Origin of the sequence: Flavobacterium sp. (assembly GCF_044368995.1) — a bacterium.
Classification (GTDB): domain Bacteria; phylum Bacteroidota; class Bacteroidia; order Flavobacteriales; family Flavobacteriaceae; genus Flavobacterium.
Genome location: NZ_JBIPMS010000014.1, coordinates 1 through 20938 on the forward strand (window position 1 = coordinate 1; position 20938 = coordinate 20938).

A 20938-nucleotide genomic window follows, 5' to 3' on the forward strand; every position below is an offset into this window, starting at 1 on the left:
GTTACAACTGATAAAATTCTTTTTGAACAATCGTCCATACGAACAAAGAAACGTACAAATAAACTAGAAGGTTTTAATTCTTCTTTTCTGTTTGCTGCCCAGTATCCGTCTTTTAAATAATTTTTTTCAGCTGAAGATAATTCTGCAATCGCATCATAACCACAGTGGTGATTGGTTAATACCAAACCATCTTTTGAAATTAATTCAGCAGTGCAACCCCCGTTAAACTGCACAATAGCATCTTTTAAACTGTGGTTGTTAATGCTGTAAATTTCTTGTGGGGTTAATTGCAATCCCATTTTTTGCATATCGCGGTGATTTAAACGTTCAATGAACATTAAAAACCACATTCCTTCATCTGCTTTAACACTCATTGGCATCAGCATAATTCCAGCAACTAAGGATAAAATAATTTTTTTCATAATTTGATAATTTAAAATCTTTATGGGTTTAATAAAATGATTTGTTTTTTGTGATGCTAATATACTTTATTTTTTAAAAAAAATCTAAAAAATCACTAATCAATAAAAGTTGTTAAGAAAATTTTAACTTTTAGTTATAAAAAAAGCGTCCTAAGTTAGAACGCTTTTTATATGTAAAAAAATTAGTATTTATTGTATAATTATTTTTTTTGTAATTTGTGCACCTTTGCTTAGAATAGTCACAAAATACATACCACTTAAGGCATTGTCTAATTGAATATTTTGCGCCAAATCAGTTGTTTGATTGTATTCTCCATTAAAAATTTCTCTACCTAAAGCATCAATAATTATAACCGTGTAATTATCTGTAACTTCAGTCAATTGAATGGAAAAAATACCTTTATTAGGATTTGGTGAGATAGAAAAATTATTATTTACAAAATCATTATTTGCTAAAACATTCGTTTGTAACTGCCCAGATATAAAATTATACCAAGCCTTCATTCTAGTAGCCTGCCCAACTGTAAACATATACATACATGAATCCTGAACGTAATCCATATAGTTCATGGTTAATTGAGTAAAGCCACAAGTAGTAAGAGGCGGATTTACTCCACCACCCGGCACTGGTCCCGGCGCTGGTGGGTTTTCAGGATCATTACAATCGTAACGTGGTTGATCAGCTGGAGGAGTATCACAAACTCTATCACCACTTGTTGCACAATTTGCTCCATCACATCCTTGAAAAGTGTGATTTAAATTAAAGAAGTGTCCTAACTCATGGGTTAAAGTTCTACCCAAATTATATGGAGCACCTGGAACATATCCAGAACAACTTGTTGGAGAACCCGTCATTGTAGCACCAAATGCATTATTGTCAATAACAACTGTCATTCCAGCATTTGGATAACCTCCTAACGGAGAATACCCTAAAATACCTCCACTTATATTTCTAACAACTAAATTACAATACCCTGCCCATTCAGAATCACTATCAGCATTAGACAAAAAATTAGTACCAAAAGTAACGGCTAACGTTCCATCTATTAAACCTGAACTAGATGGATGATTTTGGGTGGCAATTTCCCATGAAACATCCATACTTCCAACAAATGTTCCTGGAAATAAGGATGAATAACCTGAATAAAGTGAAACATCAGAATTGGTGGCATTATAATCTGCGTTTAATATGGCTATCTGTTTTTGAGCCAATAATCGCAAGCAATTTTTTACGGTTGCTGAACTTGAATTTACAACAGATGGATAGTGAATAGCCACAGGTATTCTAATTGTAGCATTGGTGCTAAATGTAGCGTTACCATTTCTATTTTGTTGGGCGTTTGTTAGTCTCTCTAATTCGCTTTCGAATTGTTTTTGCAGATCTAAATACTGTTGTTTCATCTCTGGATTAGACAACATTTTTTCCATGTATGCGTCAGTTCCGCAGGTTCTTTGTTGACCAAAACTTATGGAAACAACAAAAAGTAATAAAAGTAATTTTGTTTTCATTTGAATATTTTATTATTAAGTTTCAAAAATATAAAAAAAATTGAATAAATGCTAAATATTCAACATTTTCCACAATTTATCTTTCAATTCAGTTAAACCTTGTTGGGCTACTGAAGAAATAAATAGGTAATCAAGTCCTTTTAGTTCTTTATCTAATTGTTGTTTCATTTCTTTTTGTAACTCGTCGTCTAACATGTCGCATTTAGAAATTACCAACAATCTGTCTTTATCTAACATTTCTGGATTGTAACGTCTTAATTCGTCTAAAAGAATTTCATATTCTTTCTTAATATCAGCAGCATCAGCAGGAACTAAAAACAACAAAGTAGAATTTCTTTCAATATGTCTTAAAAAATAATGCCCTAAACCTTTACCTTCAGCTGCGCCTTCAATAATCCCAGGAATATCTGCAATTACAAATGATTGAAAATCTCTGTAAGCTACAATTCCTAAATTGGGCTTTAATGTGGTAAATGCGTAATCGGCAATTTTAGGTTTAGCTGACGTTAAAACAGATAATAAAGTCGATTTTCCAGCATTTGGAAAGCCAACCAAGCCAACATCAGCAAGCACTTTTAACTCTAAAATAACATCTACTTCTTCACCAGGAATTCCAGGTTGCGCATAACGAGGCGTTTGATTAGTTGAACTTCTAAAATTCCAGTTACCCAAACCTCCTTTACCACCTCGAGCTAAAATTTTAGTTTCTCCATCATCGGTAATTTCAAATAAAATTTCGCCAGTTTCTTTATCTTTTATTACTGTACCTAATGGCACTTCTATAAATTTATCTTCTCCATCATGGCCTGTACTTCTGCTACTTCCACCATCTCCACCATGTCCGGATTTTACATGTCGTAAAAATTTCAAATGAAACAAGGTCCATAAATTTTTACTGCCTTTAATAATCACATGACCACCACGACCACCGTCTCCACCATCTGGACCACCTTTTTCAATAAATTTTTCTCTGTGTAAGTGAGAAGAACCCTTCCCTCCTTTACCCGATGCAACATATATTTTTACGTAGTCTACGAAATTTCCTTCAGTCATTTTCTTGTTTTTTAGTTTTCAGTTATTAAACAACTGAAACTATTCTAAAATATTATATTTTTCAGTTTTTAAAAGTCTGAATTATTCGTGTAGATTTATTCCGTTAATGCTTTAATTAATATTTTATCAATTTTAACGCCATCCATATCCATTACTTCAAATTCTAATTTATTCCATATTAGTTTTTCGCCTTGTTTTGGAATACTACCTAATTCTGTAATAATCAATCCACTAACAGTAGTAACTTCATAATCATTTAGCATATCATCTAAATCGAAATACGTCATAAAATCATGTAACGAATATTGTCCATCCACTAACCAAGACCCGTCTTCTCTTGAAAGCAATTGGTATTCTTCATCTGAAAAATCAGCGGCATCACCTACTAAGGCTTCTAAAATATCATTTAATGTAATAATTCCCTGAAAAACGCCATATTCATCAGTAACTAAAGCATAATGAATTTTAGACTTTTTAAAATTTTCTAATGCTTTATATGCCGATGTGTGTTCAATAAAATAAACAGGATCAATCATGATTTTCTGTAAATCGAAATCGCCTTTTTCAATATTTGCAAATAAATCTTTTAATAAAACTACTCCAATAACTTCATCTAAATTTTCATTACAAACAGGATATACAGAATGCAATTCATCTAAGATTTTAGCTTTTAATTCTTCATAACTTTCATCTAAAGCTAAATAAACAATGCTTTTTCTGTGTGTCATTAAAGAGTTTACTTTTCTATCTCCAATATGAAACACACGCTCCACAATATCTTGCTCAATTTCTTGAACTTCTCCAACCTCTGTACCTTCTTTAATAATAGCTTTGATTTCTTCTTCGGTCACCTTACCATCTGCTGTTGGCTTAATTTTAAATATTTTTAAAATAAAATCTGTTGATGTAGTTAATAACCAAATAAATGGTGCCGTAATAATAGACATTACTTTCATGGGTACTGCAACAGACTTAGCAATGGTTTCGGGGTAATTAAGTCCAATTCTTTTTGGTAATAATTCGCCGAAAACTAGGGAGAAAAAAGTTAAAATAACTACAACAACTCCAACTGCTAAAGAATGTGCATAAGGAAAAGTAAAAGAATAAGTGGCAAAAAATGTCTCAACATCGGTTGTAATTTTATCACCAGAATAAATACCAGTTAAAATACCAATTAAGGTGATACCAATTTGAACCGTTGACAAAAATTTGTTTGGTGAATTGGCTAAATCTAATGCTGTTTTTGCACTCGTATTGCCTTTTTTGGCAGCGGTTTCTAACCTGTTTTTTCTTGCTGATATGAGTGCGATCTCTGACATGGAGAAAATTCCATTGAGCAGTATCAACAAGAATATTATGACTATTTCCAATTTTTATATAGTTGAATTAAATGCAATTTATTTATAATTTATCGATTATTGTACTTAATCGTTCTGTGATTTCTTCAATTGTACCAATACCATTTATGGTAAAAAACTTACCTTGAGCATCGTAATAAGACATTAATGGTGCCGTTTTTTCGTTATATTCTTGGTACCTATTTCTGATTTTTTCTTCATCTTGATCATCAGGCCTACCGGATGTTTTTCCTCTTTCTAATAAACGTTTTACTAAAATTTCATCGTCTGCTTCTAAAGCTATTGTGGCAGTAATTGCTTCATTATTAGATGTTAAAAAAACATCTAAAGCTTCTGCTTGCGCAATTGTTCTTGGAAATCCATCAAATAAAAACCCTCTTGAATGACTGTTTTTTTCTACTTCACTTTGTAACATTTGAATGGTAACTGAATCTGGAACCAAATCGCCTTTATCCATGAACGTTTTTGCTAAAAGACCTAATTCAGTTTCGTTTTTGATATTAAATCTAAAAATATCTCCCGTAGATAAATGTGTTAAACTATATTTTTCTTTTAAAAATTCTGCTTGTGTTCCTTTTCCAGCGCCTGGTTTTCCAAATAAAACAATATTAATCATTATGTTGTTAAAGTTAAAATAAACGACAAATTTACAAACTATTAAACATAAAAAAATCATTATTATGAGTTTTTTTAAAAAATGATTATTTTTACATCCATGGATCAAGCATTTTATAAACTGCTATCGGAAAGTACTGCGCATCGAATAAGTCGAGAGTTTATTCGTGATTTTATATTGCAACACCCAGAAAAATTATCGGAATTAATAAAAATTAGTTGGAACGAAAAAGATAAAATTCATATAAAAGCGTGTTGGTCTTTAGAATTAATTTTCGAAATCAAACTAGAGCTAATTGTTCCATTTTTAGATGATTTCTTAGCAAGAATAAGTAAGTATAAAGCCGATTCTGCCATTAGACCTATTTCTAAAATTTGTCTGTTTTTATCCAAATCGAAAACTATAAAACTTTCCGAAAACCAAGAAATAAAAATTATTGAATCGTGTTTAGATTGGTTAATTCAGGAAGAAAAAGTAGCTGCGAAAGTATATTCCATGAGAACTTTGTATCAATTAAGTAAAAAGCATCCATGGGTTAACGAAGAACTAAAAACCATACTTTCACAAGACTTTTTCAAACAATCTGCTGCGTATCGAGCTGCCGCAAAAGAAATATTAGAAAAACTAAAATAAATGCTAATTGCTAAACAAATTCAAATTAGTATCTTTGCGCAATCACAACAATAACAACAAATGAATTATTTTTCTTCAGATTTTAAATTAGGGATTTTAGGTGGCGGTCAATTAGGCAAAATGCTTTTGACAGAAACCCGGAAATTTGATATCACTACTTTTGTTTTAGACCCAAGTAAAGATGCCCCAGCGCAATTTGGAGCAAATAAATTTATTATAGGAAGTTTGTTAGATTATGAAACCGTGTACCAATTTGGTAAAATGTGTGATACCATAACTATTGAAATTGAAAACGTAAATTTGGACGCTTTAGCAAAATTAGAAGAAGAAGGACATCTTGTTTTTCCGTCACCAAAAACGTTGCGATTGATTCAAAACAAAGGAAAACAGAAAGATTTTTATGTAGAAAACAATATTCCAACATCAAAATACCAACGTTTTGTAGATTTAAATTATTTAAAAATAGCATTAGATAAAGACGAATTAGAATTTCCTTTTGTTTGGAAATGTGCTCAATTTGGATACGATGGCAATGGCGTGAAAATTTGTCGATCTACAATGGATTTACAACATTTACCTGAAGTTGAATGTATTGCTGAAGAAATGGTGCCTTTTAAAAATGAGTTAGCAGTAATAGTTGCCAGAAATAAAAAGGGCGATGTAAAAACCTATCCTGTAGTAGAAATGGAATTTCATCCAGAAGCCAATCAGGTAGAATATGTAATTTGTCCCGCAAGAATTGATGAAAAAGTAGCAGAATTAGCTATAAAAACGGCTTTACAAGTTTCACAAGCTTTTAATCATGTAGGTTTATTAGCGGTAGAAATGTTCCAAACCGAAAATGACGGTATTTTAGTAAACGAAGTTGCACCAAGACCACATAATTCAGGACATCACACTATAGAAGCCAGTTATACATCGCAATTTGAAAATCATTTGCGCTCAGTATTAAATTTACCTTTAGGAAATACAGCTAGTAAAGTTGCAGGAATTATGGTAAATTTGGTGGGTGAAGAAGGGTATTCTGGACCCGTTATTTATGAAAACATTGAAAAAATAATGGCAATTGATGGTGTGACGCCACATATTTATGGTAAAAAAGAAACACGACCATTCAGAAAAATGGGTCATGTAACCATAGTAAACCAAGACATGTCTGCAGCCAGGAAAATTGCTGAAGAAGTGAAGAATTCAATTAGGGTAATTAGTTAATTAGAAAATTAGAAAATGATAAAAAGAATTTTAAATCTTGTTTTTTATTCCTCAATTCTATTTTGTGTAGTATCATTTTTATCATTAATCATTTCAGTAATTAAAAATAAAGTGAATCATACTTTTCCAAATTTTGAACTTGGATTCCCTTTTAAATATTATTACCAAATTCAAGTAAATTTTGAATTACAATACGGAACAACAAAAACACATTTAATTTATAATTTTATAATATGTTTTATTGTAATAGTTTTATTCAACTACAAACAACAAACTAAAAACAACATAAATGAGTAAAGTAGCCATTATAATGGGAAGCATTTCGGATATGCCAATTATGCAAGACGCCATAGACATTTTAAACGGATTTGATATTGAAACCGAAGTAGATATTGTTTCGGCACACCGAACACCCGAAAAATTATTCGATTTTAGTAAAAACGCACACACTCGAGGTATTTCAGTAATTATAGCTGGAGCTGGCGGTGCGGCGCATTTGCCTGGAATGGTGGCGGCTATGAGTCCGCTTCCAGTAATTGGTGTTCCTGTAAAATCAAGTAATTCAATTGATGGATGGGATTCTGTTTTATCTATTTTACAAATGCCGGGAGGAGTTCCTGTGGCAACGGTAGCTTTAAATGGCGCAAAAAATGCAGGAATTTTAGCCGCTCAAATTATTGGAATTTCTGATAAATGTGTCTTAGATAAAATTATTTTATATAAAGAGGGTTTGCGTGATACCGTTTTAAAGGCATCTGAAAACTTGAAAAAATAAAAAAACCCCGATATAAATCAGGGTCTAAAAACTATTCACAATTAAGTGACAACTATAAAAAAATTCTATTTAGGGTAAAAAAGGCGGTTTGCTTAAACTTATTTCATTTACAAATATACACATTTTATCGGTAAAAAAAGTATTTTGTCGGATTTTTTTGAAATATTTTTTAAAAAAATCTTAAGACACTCCTTTATACGCTCATAAATAATATCAAATACTACAAAAAAATAAATATATGTCGGTTTTAAACAAAAAATTTAACACAAAACACAATTCAGCTCCGTTTTCTCATATAAATTTAGGAGATTATTACACAGCATTTGTTGAGAACATCGAAAAAACACGAATTGAAATTGACGAAATTATTAATTCTTCAGATCCAGCTACTTTTAAAAATACAATTGAAGCATTAGAGTATTCTGGTGAAGCATTAGATCGCTTATCAAGTATTTTCTTTAATTTAAATTCGGCAGAAACTTCGGATGAAATGCAAAAAATCGCACAAGAAGTTACGCCATTACTAACAGAATTTGGAAACGATATTGCTTTAAACGAAGATTTGTTTAAAAAAGTAAAATACGTTTATGAAAATAAAAACAATATAAATTTAACAACAGAACAAGCTACATTATTAGAAAAAAAGTACAAAGGTTTTACTCGAAATGGAGCGTTACTTTCAAATGATAAAAAAATACGTTTGCGAGAAATCGATACTGAATTGGCGCAATTGCAATTAACTTTTGGTGAAAATACATTAGCAGAAACCAATAATTTTCAATTACATGTTACTAAAGAAGCCGATTTAAAAGGTTTACCAGATGGTGCCAAAGAAGCTGCTGCCGATTTAGCCAAATCAAAAAACGAATCAGGTTGGATATTTACTCTTGATTTTCCAAGTTACATGCCTTTTTTAACCTATATTGAAAATAGAGAACTAAGAAAAGAAATGGCCATTTCTTTTGGAAAAAAAGCCTTTCAAAATAACGAATACAATAACGAAGAAATTACTAAAAAAATTGTCGCGCTTCGTCATGAGCGTGCCAATTTGTTAGGATACGAAACGCATGCACATTTTGTTTTAGAAGAACGAATGGCTCAAAATCCAACAAAAGTTTTGACTTTTTTAAATGATATTTTAGAAAAAGCCAATCCAGCTGCAAAAAAAGAATTTGAGCAATTAGCTGCATTTGCAAAAGAATTAGACGGAATTGAACAATTAGAAAAATGGGATAGCGCTTATTATTCAGAAAAATTGAAACAAAAATTATTTAATTTGGATGATGAAGTTTTAAAACCTTATTTTAAACTAGAAAACGTTTTAAACGGAGCGTTTACCATTGCAGAAAAACTATTCGGAATTACATTTAACGAAGTTTTTGATATAGACAAATACCATTCCGATGTACAAACTTTTGAAGTTTTAGATGAAAATAAAAACTTAGTTGCGATTTTTTACACCGATTTCTTCCCAAGAAAAGGCAAACGAAATGGCGCATGGATGACATCTTTTAAACCACAATATAGTAAGGAAGGAATTAATGAAAGACCTCACGTTTCAAATGTGTGCAATTTTACTCCGCCAACTGCTACAAAACCCTCTTTATTAACTTTTAATGAAGTCACCACATTATTCCATGAATTCGGACACGGATTGCACGGTATGCTGGCCAATACCACTTACCCTAGCCTTTCGGGAACTTCCGTATTTTGGGATTTTGTAGAATTACCGTCTCAAGTAATGGAAAACTGGTGTTACGAACCTGAAGCGTTGGCATTATTTGCAAAACATTACGAAACGGGCGAAATTATCCCACAAGAATATGTGGAAAAAATTAAAGAATCGGCAAGTTTCTTAGAAGGAATGTCCACCTTACGACAATTGAGTTTTGGCTTATTAGACATGGAATATCATGGAAAAAACCAACAAATTGATAACATAAAAGCATTTGAAAAACAAGCTATGGGCGACACGTCATTATTTCCAGACGTGGCTGAAAACTGCATGAGTGTTTCCTTTTCACATATTTTTCAAGGGGGCTATTCTGCTGGATATTACAGTTATAAATGGGCAGAAGTTTTAGATGCCGATGCGTTTGCCTATTTCCAAGAAAAAGGGATTTTTAATAAAAAAGTCGCAACCAAATTTAAAGATAATGTTTTATCAAAAGGTGGAACGGAACATCCAATGACCCTATACAAAAATTTCAGAGGTCAAGAACCTAAAGCGGATGCTTTATTAAAAAGAGCTGGGTTGATTTAGTAAGTAATCCAAACTAATAGCCACCATAAAATTGGAATACTTTCTACCCAAAAACTGGTGTAATATTTTGAGTTTTTTGTAGAAGAAAAGCGAATAAAAAAACCACTAATAACTGCAATTACAATATCAAGAAAAGCAAAACGTAACAGTACACTAAGCATACAAAAAACAACTAAAAATAAGTATCCAAAATATTTTGCTTTTTTAACCCCAAATTTTTGTGGAATGGTTTGTAAGGTTTTCAAATCGTTTTGCGAGTCATAAATTTCAAATGGAATAAGTAAAGCGCAAATAAGAAAAAATAATTTTACTTGTAAAATCGTACCAGAAAAAAACAATATTTTTGTGTCTAATGTCGGAATATAACTTACCACATATGTGACACAAAAACTCACAACCGCTATTTTTAAAAACCAATATTTTCGTAAAAACGGATACAATACTACCAAAAAAAAGATCTGAAAAAATGCCATTTGAAAACTAAATTTCAGGTGAAAAAAGCAAAACACAAAAGTCAAAAATGCAACTATTGTAACTCCTAAAACGGATATATTTTTGTGAAATGAGAACTTGTCTGATTTCCAAAATTCAATGTGTTTTAAAATAGTATAACCCAATACACTTCCAGAAAAAATAGCAATCTCTAAAAACAAGTTTGAATAAATGTTTAACGTTAGTGCAATTACTTTAACAAATGAAAAAATAGCAAAGGCAACATGCAAACTGCTTTTGATATAAAAATCAAATAATTTCTTAAATACTATCATTCAACAAAAATAATCAAAGTGTTAATAACAAGCTAGATTAGTTGATAAAAATCGAAAAAAATCAACAAAAAAGCGATTATTTTTAACAGATTAATAATTACTTTTGTATCAAATTTAAACACAACCTATTTTTATATATAAATGAAAACAGATGCTTTTGCTTTAAGACACATTGGAACAGGAGAAAACGACCTAAACCACATGTTAAAAACTATTGGAGTAGATTCGGTAGATCAATTAATTTTCGAGACTATTCCTACAGATATTCGTTTAAAAAACGAACTAAATCTGGAAAAACCTATGACCGAATATGAATATTTAAATCATATTCAAGAATTAGGTAAAAAAAATAAAGTTTTCAAATCATATATTGGCTTAGGTTACCATCCAGCAATTGTTCCTGCTGTAATTCAAAGAAACGTTTTTGAAAACCCAGGTTGGTACACCGCTTACACACCTTATCAAGCGGAAATTGCTCAAGGACGTTTAGAAGCTATTTTAAATTACCAAACTACCGTTATTGAATTAACTGGAATGGAAATTGCAAATGCTTCTTTATTAGACGAATCTACAGCTGCAGCCGAAGCAATGGCTTTATTGTTTGATGTACGCACAAGAGATCAAAAGAAAAACAACGTTTCTAAATTCTTTGTTTCAGAAGAAATTTTACCACAAACATTATCTGTTTTACAAACTCGTTCAACGCCACTCAACATTGAATTGGTAGTTGGAAATCATGAAGCTTTTGATTTTTCTGCAGACTTTTATGGAGCAATTCTTCAATATCCCGGGAAATTCGGACAAGTTTATGACTATACTGCATTCATAGCAAAAGCTGCAGAAAATGAAATTAAAGTAGCTGTGGCTGCCGATATTTTATCTTTAGTGAAATTAAAATCTCCAGGAGAAATGGGTGCTGCTGTGGTAGTTGGTACTTCGCAAAGATTTGGAATTCCAATGGGTTATGGCGGACCTCATGCTGCTTTTTTCGCAACAAAAGACGAATACAAACGCTCGATGCCAGGTAGGATTATTGGTGTTTCAATTGATGTAAACGGAAACCGTGCCTTACGTATGGCTTTAGGAACACGTGAACAACATATTAAACGTGAAAAAGCAACTTCAAATATCTGTACCGCTCAGGTTTTATTAGCCGTTATGGCGGGAATGTATGCGGTTTATCACGGACCAAAAGGGTTAAATTACATTGCCAAAAAAGTACATAACTCAGCAAACACGGCTGTAGAAGCTTTAAACAAAATTGGTGTTTATCAAACAAATACTTCGTATTTTGATACCATAAATGTAAAAGCAGATGCTGCAAAAGTGAAAGCTATTGCAGAAAGACATAAAGTAAACTTCTACTATATTGATGCCGATACCATTTCTATTTCATTTAATGAAACTACTTCAATTTCAGATATTAATCAGGTTGTAGCTATTTTCGCTGAAGCCAAAGAAAAAACATTTGAACCTATTACAGAATTAGTAGAAACTACCGTAATATCAGAAAATTTAATTAGAAAATCAACTTTCTTACAACACGATGTTTTTAATAACAATCATTCTGAAAGTCAGTTGATGCGATATATCAAAAAATTAGAACGTAAAGATTTAGCTTTAAATCACTCGATGATTTCACTTGGTTCTTGTACCATGAAATTAAACGCAGCTGCCGAAATGTTGCCATTATCTATGGGAAATTGGAACAATATTCATCCATTCGCACCATTAGACCAAGTGGAAGGTTATTTAACCATGCTTAAAAAATTGGAATTGCAATTAAATGAAGTAACTGGTTTTACAGGCACAACATTACAACCTAATTCTGGTGCGCAAGGCGAATATGCAGGTTTAATGACCATTCGTGCGTACCATTTATCACGCGGTGATAAACACAGAACGGTTTGTTTAATTCCATCATCGGCACACGGAACCAATCCTGCTTCAGCAGCAATGGCTGGAATGGATATTATTGTAACAAAAACAACTCCTGAAGGAAATATTGATATTGAAGATTTAAGAGAGAAAGCTATTTTGCATGCTGAAAATTTAGCTGCTTTAATGGTAACGTATCCTTCTACTCACGGAGTTTTTGAAAGTTCCATTATTGAAATTACAAACCTAATTCATGAAAATGGTGGTTTGGTTTATATGGATGGTGCAAATATGAATGCACAAGTTGGTTTAACTAATCCAGCTACAATTGGCGCCGATGTTTGTCACTTAAACCTACACAAAACGTTTGCTATCCCTCATGGTGGTGGCGGACCTGGTGTTGGACCAATCTGTGTTAACGATAAATTAGTGCCTTTTTTACCATCTAACCCAATTGTTAAAGTGGGTGGTGACCAAGCCATTACAGCTATTTCTGCAGCTCCATATGGTTCGGCTTTAGTTTGTTTAATTTCTTATGGATATATTTGTATGTTAGGCGCCGAAGGTTTAACAAATGCTACAAAACACGCTATATTGAATGCCAATTACATGAAAGCGCGTTTAGAAGCACATTTTCCAATTTTATACTCTGGAGAAATGGGAAGAGCGGCTCATGAAATGATATTAGATTGTCGAGCTTTTGAAGATAATGGCATAAAAGTTACTGATATTGCCAAACGTTTAATGGATTATGGTTTCCATGCGCCTACTGTTTCTTTCCCGGTAGCAGGGACTTTAATGATTGAACCAACTGAATCGGAAGATTTAGCAGAATTAGATCGTTTTTGTGATGCTATGATTGCCATTCGTAAAGAAATAAATGCTTCCACAAAAGAAGATACTCAAAATATTTTAAAAAATGCACCCCACACTTTAGCCATGGTTACTTCAGATGAATGGGTATTCCCTTACACTAGAGAAGCAGCAGCATTTCCATTAGAATATATTGCTGATAATAAATTTTGGCCAACGGTTCGTAGAGTTGATGAAGCCTATGGCGACAGAAACTTAGTTTGTTCGTGTGCGCCAATAGAGGCGTATATGTAATATTTATATACGATTTTAGATTTACGATAGACATAGTATATAACTTAAGAATCTCAAATTACGATTTTGTGAATTTGAGGTTTTTTTGTTAAGTTATTTAACTAAAAATAAATTCCAATAAATTTTGAAATTGGTAATAAAATGGAAATTTTTTAACAAAATCATAATAATTACTTAATTTGCAATTTGTTCAGCCCTTTTTAAATTTCAATTTAGTATTTTAGTGTAAAATTAGTTTCAGAGTTTAAAAATAAGGCGAGTGGAATGCGCTACTAACATTTTGAAACTAAAAAGCAAATCTTAAAATTATGACTATAAAAATAACAGGCACTGGGAGTTATATTCCTACTAAAGTAATTTCAAACAAAGATTTTTCTTCTCATGTTTTTTTAAATGAAGACGGAACTTCTTTTCCTTTGACCAACGATGTAATAACAGAAAAATTTCATGGAATTACTGGAATTCAGGAAAGAAGATATGCATCAGATGAATTAACAACTTCCGATTTAGCAACAATAGCAGCTAAAAGAGCTATAGACAATGCCAATATTGATCAAGAAACTTTAGATTATATCATATTTGCTCACAATTTTGGAGATGTAAAAAAAGGCGCCATTCAAGGAGATATGTTACCTAGTTTGGCCTCAAAAACAAAACATAATTTAGGTGTTAAAAACCCTAAATGTGTGGCTTATGATGTACTTTTTGGATGTCCTGGTTGGGTGGAAGGCATGATTCAAGCCACGGCATTTATTAAAGCCGGAATGGCAAAAAAATGCCTTGTCATAGGCGCTGAAACGTTATCAAGAGTAGTAGATCCGCACGATAGAGATTCCATGATTTATTCAGACGGTGCAGGTGCTACAATACTAGAAGCTAGTAATGAAAACGGAGGTGTTTTAGCCCATGAATCGGCCTCTTTTACTTATGACGAAGCCAATTATTTGTTTTTTGGAAATTCCTTTAACAAAGCACACGATCCAAATGTAAGATACATAAAAATGCACGGTCGTAAAATTTATGAATTTGCCTTAAGCAACGTTCCAAAAGCCATGGCCGAATGTTTAGATGCAAGTGGTATTAAAATTGATCAAATTAAAAAAATTCTGATACATCAAGCTAATGAAAAAATGGATGAAGCCATTATTCAAAGGTTTTACAAACTTTACAATCAAACTGCACCAGAAGGTATTATGCCAATGACCATTCATAGATTAGGAAATTCAAGTGTGGCAACCGTTCCTACTTTATATGATGCTTTGCTTAAAGGAGAAATTAAAAATCAGGAAATACATAAAGGAGATATTATATTATTTGCATCGGTTGGAGCAGGAATGAATGTAAATGCTATAGTGTATCAAGTATAATTACTTCTTATACACTTTGCCATCTTTCATAACAAAAACTACTTTACCCATTAAGGTAATGTCTTTTTCTGGATTACCTTCAACAGCAATAATATCAGCAAATTTTCCAGCTTCTAAATTTCCTAATTTATCAGATTGCCCTAACAGGTCTGCAGCATTCATTGTTGCAGTTTTCAAAATCTCCATAAATGGCATACCTACTTCTTTCATGTAAACAAATTCTTTCCAATTTTCGCCGTGTTCGAATACGCCAGCATCTGTTCCAAAAGCAATTTTAACGCCAAATTTGTATGCTTTGGCAAATGTCCCTTGTATTTTCGGACCAATAGCTAATGCTTTTGGCACCACTATATCTGGATAATAATTGGGTTTCTTAGCAAACGCGCCAACTGCCTTTCCAGCTGTAATTGTTGGCACCAAATAGGTTCCGCGTTCTTTCATCAACTGCATAACTTCTTCACTCATGTAAGTTCCGTGTTCAATAGAATGCACACCGCCTAAAACTGCTCTTTTCATAGCTTCTTCACCATGACAATGTGCCGCAACTTTAAAACCATAATCTTTAGCTGTTGCAACTATAGTTTGAATTTCTTCAATAGTAAATTGCGAATTTTCACCGCTTTTTGCCACACTTAAAACCCCACCAGAAGCTGTAATTTTGATACAATCAGAACCGTCTTTATACCTCTGTCTTACAGCTTTTACGCATTCATCTACTCCGTTAGCCACGCCATCATTTGGTCCAGGATTTCCCATTAAATCTTTTCTGTAACCATTTGTTGGATCGGCATGTCCGCCAGTTGATGCAATTGATTTTCCAGCTGTAAAAATACGTGGTCCTTCAATTAAACCGATATCTATAGCGTTTCTTAAAGATATATTTACACCTGTTCCACCTAAATCTCTAACTGAAGTAAAACCACTATTTAAGGTTGTTTTAACATAACCAACGGCTCTAAATGCCACATCTGCTTCGTTTAATGTAAATTCTTCTAAATATTGCTTGGCGCTAGTTTGATGCTCTACATGTACATGCATATCAATTAAGCCCGGCATTACAGTAAACTTCGATAAATCGTAAAAAACATCAGTAGTATGGAGTATATAATCGCCTGAAAATATTTTTTCAATCGTATTATTTAAAATAATTATCGTCTGATTTTCTAACATTTTTCCTGTTTTTACATCCGCTAATTTTCCACACTTAATTACTGTCTTGTTTTGAGAAAAAGACAAAAAACTTACAAATAATGAGAAAAAGATATATTTCATAATGATTAGATTGTATAGATTGTTACCTGTATATAAATCAAAAATACAACTATTTAATTATATTTGCACAAATAAATTCAAATTAAGAATGTACGAAAAAACCTATCCAAGTAAACGATTCAATATTACTTTAGCATTTTTAAAAAAACATATTTCAACGTCTGAAACTATTTTTGATTTAGGTGTTGCCAATCCCTTTTCAAAAATTATGGTAGAAAACGAGTATACCGTTATCAATACAAAAGGAGAAGATTTAGATGCCAATCAAACTGCCTTACGTGAAGAAAACTACGATGTATTTACAGGATTTGAAATTTTTGAACACTTATTAAATCCGTACACCATTTTAGAAAATGTAAAATGTGATAAAATTTTAATTTCTATTCCCTTACGCTTGTGGTTTTCATCGGCCTACCGAAGCAAAACAGACAAATGGGACAGACATTACCACGAATTTGAAGATTGGCAATTAGATTGGTTATTAGAAAAAACGGGTTTCAATATTATTGATAGCATCAAATTTACGCATCCCGTAAAAAAAATTGGATTTCGCCCCTTTTTAAGATGGTTTACGCCAAGATATTATCTGGTTTATGCAGAAAGAAATCCCAAAATATAAATCCCAAATTCCAAATTACTCTACAATTTAAGTTGTAATTTAGAATTTTTAAAAATTGGAATTTTTCAATATGAAATACTACATTATCATTCCTGCATACAACGAAGAAGCATTTATGGCTTTAACGTTACAATCTTTGGTAACACAAACCGTTTTGCCATCGAAAATTATTGTAGTAAATGATAATTCTACAGATAGTACCGCTGAAATAGTAACTCAATTTTCTGAAAAATATCCGTTTATTACTTTAGTAAATAAAAAATCTGATGCCATTCATCTTCCTGGAAGCAAAGTAATTCAAGCGTTTCAAGAAGGTGAAAAGCACATTGATAACCAATACGATATTATTGTGAAAGTGGATGCTGATTTGATTTTTCCAAATAATTATTTTGAAACTATCATAAAACATTTTCAATCTGATTCAACAATTGGAATGGTTGGTGGTTTTTGTTATATTGAAAAAAATGGCGATTGGATTTTAGAAAACTTAACCGATAAAGACCATATTAGAGGGGCTTTAAAAGCGTATAGAAAAGAAACGTATAAGCAAATTGGCGGATTAAAACCTGCGATGGGTTGGGATACCGTGGACGAATTATTATGTAAATTTTACAATTGGAAAGTCGTTACCGATAAAAGTTTACACGTAAAGCACTTAAAACCAACCGGTGCAAGTTATACTAAGGCCGCAAGATATAAGCAAGGTGAAGCCTTTTACAGTTTAGGTTACGGAATTTTTATTACTGCAATTGCATCAATAAAATTAGCTACAAGAAAAGGAAAACCTTTTTTATTTATCGATTACATTTTAGGGTTTTTGAAAGCAAAATCTTCAGGAAAACCTTTATTTGTTACTTCAGAACAAGCCAAATGGATAAGAAACTACCGCTGGAAAAAAATGAAAGAAAAGTTGTTTTAAACTTTTAAATCAAAACAAAAATAGTATTTTTACTGAATACTATAACTTATAAAACGAACACTAACAAATGATGCTCATTAGATATTTATCGCAAATTGGTCGTTATTTCATCATGCTGAAAGAGGTGTTCAATCGTCCAGTGAAATGGCCTGTGATGAAACAACTTATCCTAAAAGAAATTGACGATTTAATTATTGATTCTTTGGGAATTGTATGTTTTATTTCGTTTTTTGTGGGTGGTGTTGTGGCTATTCAAACGGCATTGAACTTAACCAATCCGCTGATTCCAAAATACTTAATTGGTTTTGCTACACGACAATCAATCGTTTTAGAATTTGCACCTACTTTTATTTCCATAATTATGGCTGGTAAAATGGGGTCTTTTATTACCTCAAGTATCGGTTCTATGCGCGTTACGGAACAAATAGAAGCTTTAGAAGTAATGGGTGTAAATGCCCTAAATTATTTGGTTTTCCCTAAAATGATTGCCGCATTATTGTATCCTTTCATCATAGGAATTGCCATGTTTTTAGGTATTTTTGGTGGGTATATTGCTGGTGTTTATGGCGATTTCACCACAAGTTCAGAATTTATTACAGGAATTCAACAAGAATTTATTCCTTTTCATATTGCCTATGCGTTTATAAAAACCTTAGTATTTGCCTTTTTATTAGCTACAATTCCTTCCTTCCATGGCTTTTATATGAAAGGTGGTGCCTTAGAAGTTGGTAAAGCCAGCACCGTGTCATTTGTTTGGACCTCGGTTGTAATTATTTTAATGAACTATATTTTAACTCAATTACTATTAAGCTAATGATTGAAGTACATAACATTCAAAAAAGTTTTGGCGACCAGATGATTCTAAAAGGAATTAGCACTTGTTTTGAAGCTGGTAAAACCAGTTTAATTATTGGTCAAAGTGGTTCTGGAAAAACGGTTTTTATAAAATCATTATTAGGAGTTCATGAAATTGATAGTGGTGATATCTCATTCGATAATCGAATTTATAAAGAATTAAACAAAGATGAAAAGCGAGATCTTCGCAAAGAAATTGGAATGGTTTTTCAAGGAGGCGCTTTGTTTGACAGCATGACCGTAGAAGAAAATATTGGTTTCCCGTTAAAAATGTTCACCAATAAAACACCATTGGAAATTAAAGAACGGGTGAATTTTGTTATAGATAGAGTAAATTTAGTTAATGCCAACCATAAAAAACCTTCTGAAATATCAGGTGGAATGCAAAAACGTGTTGCCATTGCAAGAGCTATTGTAAACAATCCTAAATATTTATTTTGCGACGAACCAAATTCGGGTTTAGACCCAAAAACAGCTATTGTGATTGATAATTTAATTCAAGAAATTACTAAGGAATATAACATTACAACAGTGATAAACACGCACGATATGAATTCTGTAATGGAAATTGGAGAAAAAATTGTGTTCCTAAAAAACGGAATATTAGAATGGGAAGGCACAAATAAAGAAATTTTTAAAACCGATAATGCCGCCGTTACCGACTTTGTATATTCCAGTGAATTATTTAAACGTGTCCGAAAAATGTATTTGGAAGATGATATCTAATTAGCCAATTTGTCAATTTTCAATTCGTCAATTATTCATTTACAACTGAAAAATTAAACGCAGCTAAATCATCCCAAAAAGAAGGATACGATTTTGAAACCACCTCAGCATTTTCTATAATTATTGGTACTTTTAAACCTAAAGGAGCAAAAGCCATTGCCATTCTATGATCTTGATAGGTAGCAATATTTACGTTGTGTTTTATATTTTCTGATTTTTTAAGAGTTAGTGAATTATTGGTAACAGAAATTACAGCACCCAATTTAGTTAATTCTATTTTTAAAGCTTCAAGTCGGTCTGTTTCTTTAATTTTAAGCGTTTGTAAACCCGTTAAATTACAACTGATTCCTAATCCAAAACAAGTTACCACAACTGTTTGTGCAATATCGGGTGACGATTGAAGATTGAAATTGAATGATTTTTGAAATTTAGTATTGACTTTTGAAATTGTTATTGAATTATTGTCATTGAAAATGGTTTCCACACCAAAATTTTTATATATTTCTACTAAAACTGCATCCCCTTGTAAACTAGTTTCTTTAAAACTTGATAACGTAATTTGAGTACCAATTTCAGATAGGGCAATAATTGAATACCAATAAGATGCTGAAGACCAATCGGATTCAATGGTAAATTGTGAATTTTGAATTGCGAATTGTGGTTTTACTGTAATTTTATTTTCAATAAATGAAGTCGTAATTCCCATTTCATTTAATAAAGCCAATGTCATTTTTATATAAGAGACCGATGTAATTTCTCCTTCCAAAGTGATTTCTAATCCGTTTTCTAGTTTTGGCGCGATTAACAATAATGCCGAAATATATTGACTACTCACCTTTGCTGAAAGTGAAACTTTGCTTTTTGTAAGCTTTTTCCCTTTGATTTTTAATGGTGGAAAACCTTCATTTTCTATGTACGAAATTTCAGCTCCTAGTTCATTTAATGCATCAACTAAAATTTTAATTGGACGTTCTTTCATTCTTGAAGAACCTGTAATTTGGACTTCAATTCCGTCTTGAACAGCATAATGGGCGGTTAAAAATCGCATCGCTGTTCCAGCGTGATGAACGTCAATTAATTGTGAATGTAAAGCTTTTATCATTACTTCCGAATCATCGGAATTAGATGTGTTTTCTAAAGTTAAATTTGGGTATAAAGCTTGTAGAATTAATAATCTGTTGGTTTCCGATTTGGAACCCGTTATTTTCAAAATTGAATTTTGAATTTTGAATTTTGAATTTTGAATTTTGAGATTCACAATTACTTTAATTTTTCATTATTCTGATGGCGTTCGTGGTCGCGGTTGGTTTTTAAATAGATTTTTTTATCAAAAGCCTCTTGCAAATTGATTCCGGTTTGATTCGCTAAACATAAAACTACAAACACTACGTCTGCTAATTCTTCCCCTAAATCTTTATTTTTATCCGATTCTTTCTCGGATTGTTCTCCGTATCTACGGGCAATAATTCGAGCTACTTCACCTACTTCTTCGGTAAGCTGAGCCATATTAGTTAATTCGTTAAAATAGCGAACACCATGGTTTTTTATCCAATTATCAACTTCTAATTGTGCGTTTTGTAAGTTCAT

Annotated in this window: 19 protein-coding genes; 10 read left to right on the top strand and 9 right to left on the bottom strand. The window is 32.1% G+C overall.

Annotated features, from left to right (window positions below; translation table 11 throughout):
- The 5 genes from ACIQ2I_RS02240 to ACIQ2I_RS02260 form a co-directional block, all read right to left on the bottom strand.
- The coding region (locus ACIQ2I_RS02240; RefSeq protein ID WP_396180810.1) for a S46 family peptidase at positions 1 to 422 on the bottom strand (422 nt) is incomplete at its 3' end.
- Between the two features lie 189 nt (positions 423 to 611).
- Positions 612 to 1931 (bottom strand): zinc-dependent metalloprotease, encoded by a 1320-nt coding sequence (locus ACIQ2I_RS02245; protein WP_396180811.1) that lies wholly within the window; start codon positions 1929 to 1931, stop codon positions 612 to 614.
- A gap of 51 nt (positions 1932 to 1982) precedes the next feature.
- Positions 1983 to 2984, bottom strand: a complete 1002-nt coding sequence (gene obgE, locus ACIQ2I_RS02250) for a GTPase ObgE (RefSeq protein ID WP_396180812.1) — start codon at positions 2982 to 2984, stop codon at positions 1983 to 1985.
- A 95-nt stretch (positions 2985 to 3079) separates the two neighbouring features.
- Positions 3080 to 4354, bottom strand: coding sequence for a hemolysin family protein (locus tag ACIQ2I_RS02255; RefSeq protein WP_396180813.1), 1275 nt, complete (start codon positions 4352 to 4354; stop codon positions 3080 to 3082).
- A 31-nt stretch (positions 4355 to 4385) separates the two neighbouring features.
- A complete protein-coding gene (locus ACIQ2I_RS02260) occupies positions 4386 to 4958 on the bottom strand; it encodes an adenylate kinase (RefSeq protein WP_396180814.1) in 573 nt (190 codons plus the stop codon).
- An 81-nt stretch (positions 4959 to 5039) separates the two neighbouring features.
- On the opposite strand from ACIQ2I_RS02260, the gene ACIQ2I_RS02265 reads away from it, so the two are divergent.
- The 4 genes from ACIQ2I_RS02265 to ACIQ2I_RS02280 all read left to right on the top strand — a co-directional run bounded on the left by ACIQ2I_RS02265 (position 5040) and on the right by ACIQ2I_RS02280 (position 9841).
- The gene (locus ACIQ2I_RS02265; RefSeq protein ID WP_396180815.1) at positions 5040 to 5591 is read left to right on the top strand and encodes a hypothetical protein; all 552 of its coding nucleotides are present in this window, start codon (positions 5040 to 5042) and stop codon (positions 5589 to 5591) included.
- 60 nt (positions 5592 to 5651) lie between these two features.
- Complete coding sequence (locus tag ACIQ2I_RS02270) at positions 5652 to 6803, top strand: 5-(carboxyamino)imidazole ribonucleotide synthase (RefSeq protein ID WP_396180816.1); 1152 nt, start codon at positions 5652 to 5654, stop codon at positions 6801 to 6803.
- 289 nt (positions 6804 to 7092) lie between these two features.
- The gene (gene purE / locus ACIQ2I_RS02275) at positions 7093 to 7578 is read left to right on the top strand and encodes a 5-(carboxyamino)imidazole ribonucleotide mutase (RefSeq protein WP_396180817.1); all 486 of its coding nucleotides are present in this window, start codon (positions 7093 to 7095) and stop codon (positions 7576 to 7578) included.
- A 238-nt stretch (positions 7579 to 7816) separates the two neighbouring features.
- Positions 7817 to 9841, top strand: a complete 2025-nt coding sequence (locus ACIQ2I_RS02280; protein ID WP_396180818.1) for a M3 family metallopeptidase — start codon at positions 7817 to 7819, stop codon at positions 9839 to 9841.
- Here the strand turns inward: ACIQ2I_RS02280 and ACIQ2I_RS02285 are convergent.
- A complete protein-coding gene (locus ACIQ2I_RS02285; RefSeq protein WP_396180819.1) occupies positions 9838 to 10314 on the bottom strand; it encodes a hypothetical protein in 477 nt (158 codons plus the stop codon). The two genes, ACIQ2I_RS02280 and ACIQ2I_RS02285, sit on opposite strands and share 4 nt — an antisense overlap.
- A gap of 435 nt (positions 10315 to 10749) precedes the next feature.
- Here ACIQ2I_RS02285 and gcvP point away from each other — a divergent pair, with 435 nt between their 5' ends.
- A complete protein-coding gene (gcvP, locus tag ACIQ2I_RS02290; RefSeq protein WP_396180820.1) occupies positions 10750 to 13593 on the top strand; it encodes an aminomethyl-transferring glycine dehydrogenase in 2844 nt (947 codons plus the stop codon).
- Between the two features lie 308 nt (positions 13594 to 13901).
- Positions 13902 to 14960, top strand: coding sequence for a 3-oxoacyl-ACP synthase III family protein (locus ACIQ2I_RS02295; protein ID WP_396180821.1), 1059 nt, complete (start codon positions 13902 to 13904; stop codon positions 14958 to 14960).
- Here ACIQ2I_RS02295 and ACIQ2I_RS02300 read toward each other — a convergent pair whose 3' ends face one another.
- Positions 14961 to 16232 (bottom strand): amidohydrolase family protein, encoded by a 1272-nt coding sequence (locus ACIQ2I_RS02300; protein WP_396180822.1) that lies wholly within the window; start codon positions 16230 to 16232, stop codon positions 14961 to 14963.
- Between the two features lie 88 nt (positions 16233 to 16320).
- On the opposite strand from ACIQ2I_RS02300, the gene ACIQ2I_RS02305 reads away from it, so the two are divergent.
- The 4 genes from ACIQ2I_RS02305 (at position 16321) to ACIQ2I_RS02320 (ending at position 19351) form a co-directional block, all read left to right on the top strand.
- Complete coding sequence (locus ACIQ2I_RS02305) at positions 16321 to 16851, top strand: methyltransferase (RefSeq protein ID WP_396180823.1); 531 nt, start codon at positions 16321 to 16323, stop codon at positions 16849 to 16851.
- A 70-nt stretch (positions 16852 to 16921) separates the two neighbouring features.
- Positions 16922 to 17770 carry a glycosyltransferase gene (locus ACIQ2I_RS02310; RefSeq protein WP_396180824.1) on the top strand — a complete coding sequence of 283 codons (849 nt, stop codon included), beginning with the start codon at positions 16922 to 16924 and terminating at the stop codon, positions 17768 to 17770.
- A gap of 67 nt (positions 17771 to 17837) precedes the next feature.
- Entirely contained in the window at positions 17838 to 18584 is a 747-nt protein-coding gene (locus ACIQ2I_RS02315; protein WP_396180825.1) for an MlaE family ABC transporter permease, read from the top strand.
- On the top strand, positions 18584 to 19351 hold the full coding sequence (locus tag ACIQ2I_RS02320; protein ID WP_396180826.1) for an ABC transporter ATP-binding protein: 768 nt from the start codon (positions 18584 to 18586) through the stop codon (positions 19349 to 19351). Before ACIQ2I_RS02315 ends, ACIQ2I_RS02320 begins: the two co-directional genes overlap by 1 nt.
- Before the next feature lie 31 nt (positions 19352 to 19382).
- Here the strand turns inward: ACIQ2I_RS02320 and ACIQ2I_RS02325 are convergent, their stop codons facing one another.
- Positions 19383 to 20609 carry a 3-phosphoshikimate 1-carboxyvinyltransferase gene (locus ACIQ2I_RS02325; protein WP_396180827.1) on the bottom strand — a complete coding sequence of 409 codons (1227 nt, stop codon included), beginning with the start codon at positions 20607 to 20609 and terminating at the stop codon, positions 19383 to 19385.
- A gap of 2 nt (positions 20610 to 20611) precedes the next feature.
- Positions 20612 to 20938 (bottom strand): nucleotide pyrophosphohydrolase, encoded by a 327-nt coding sequence (locus ACIQ2I_RS02330; protein ID WP_396180828.1) that lies wholly within the window; start codon positions 20936 to 20938, stop codon positions 20612 to 20614.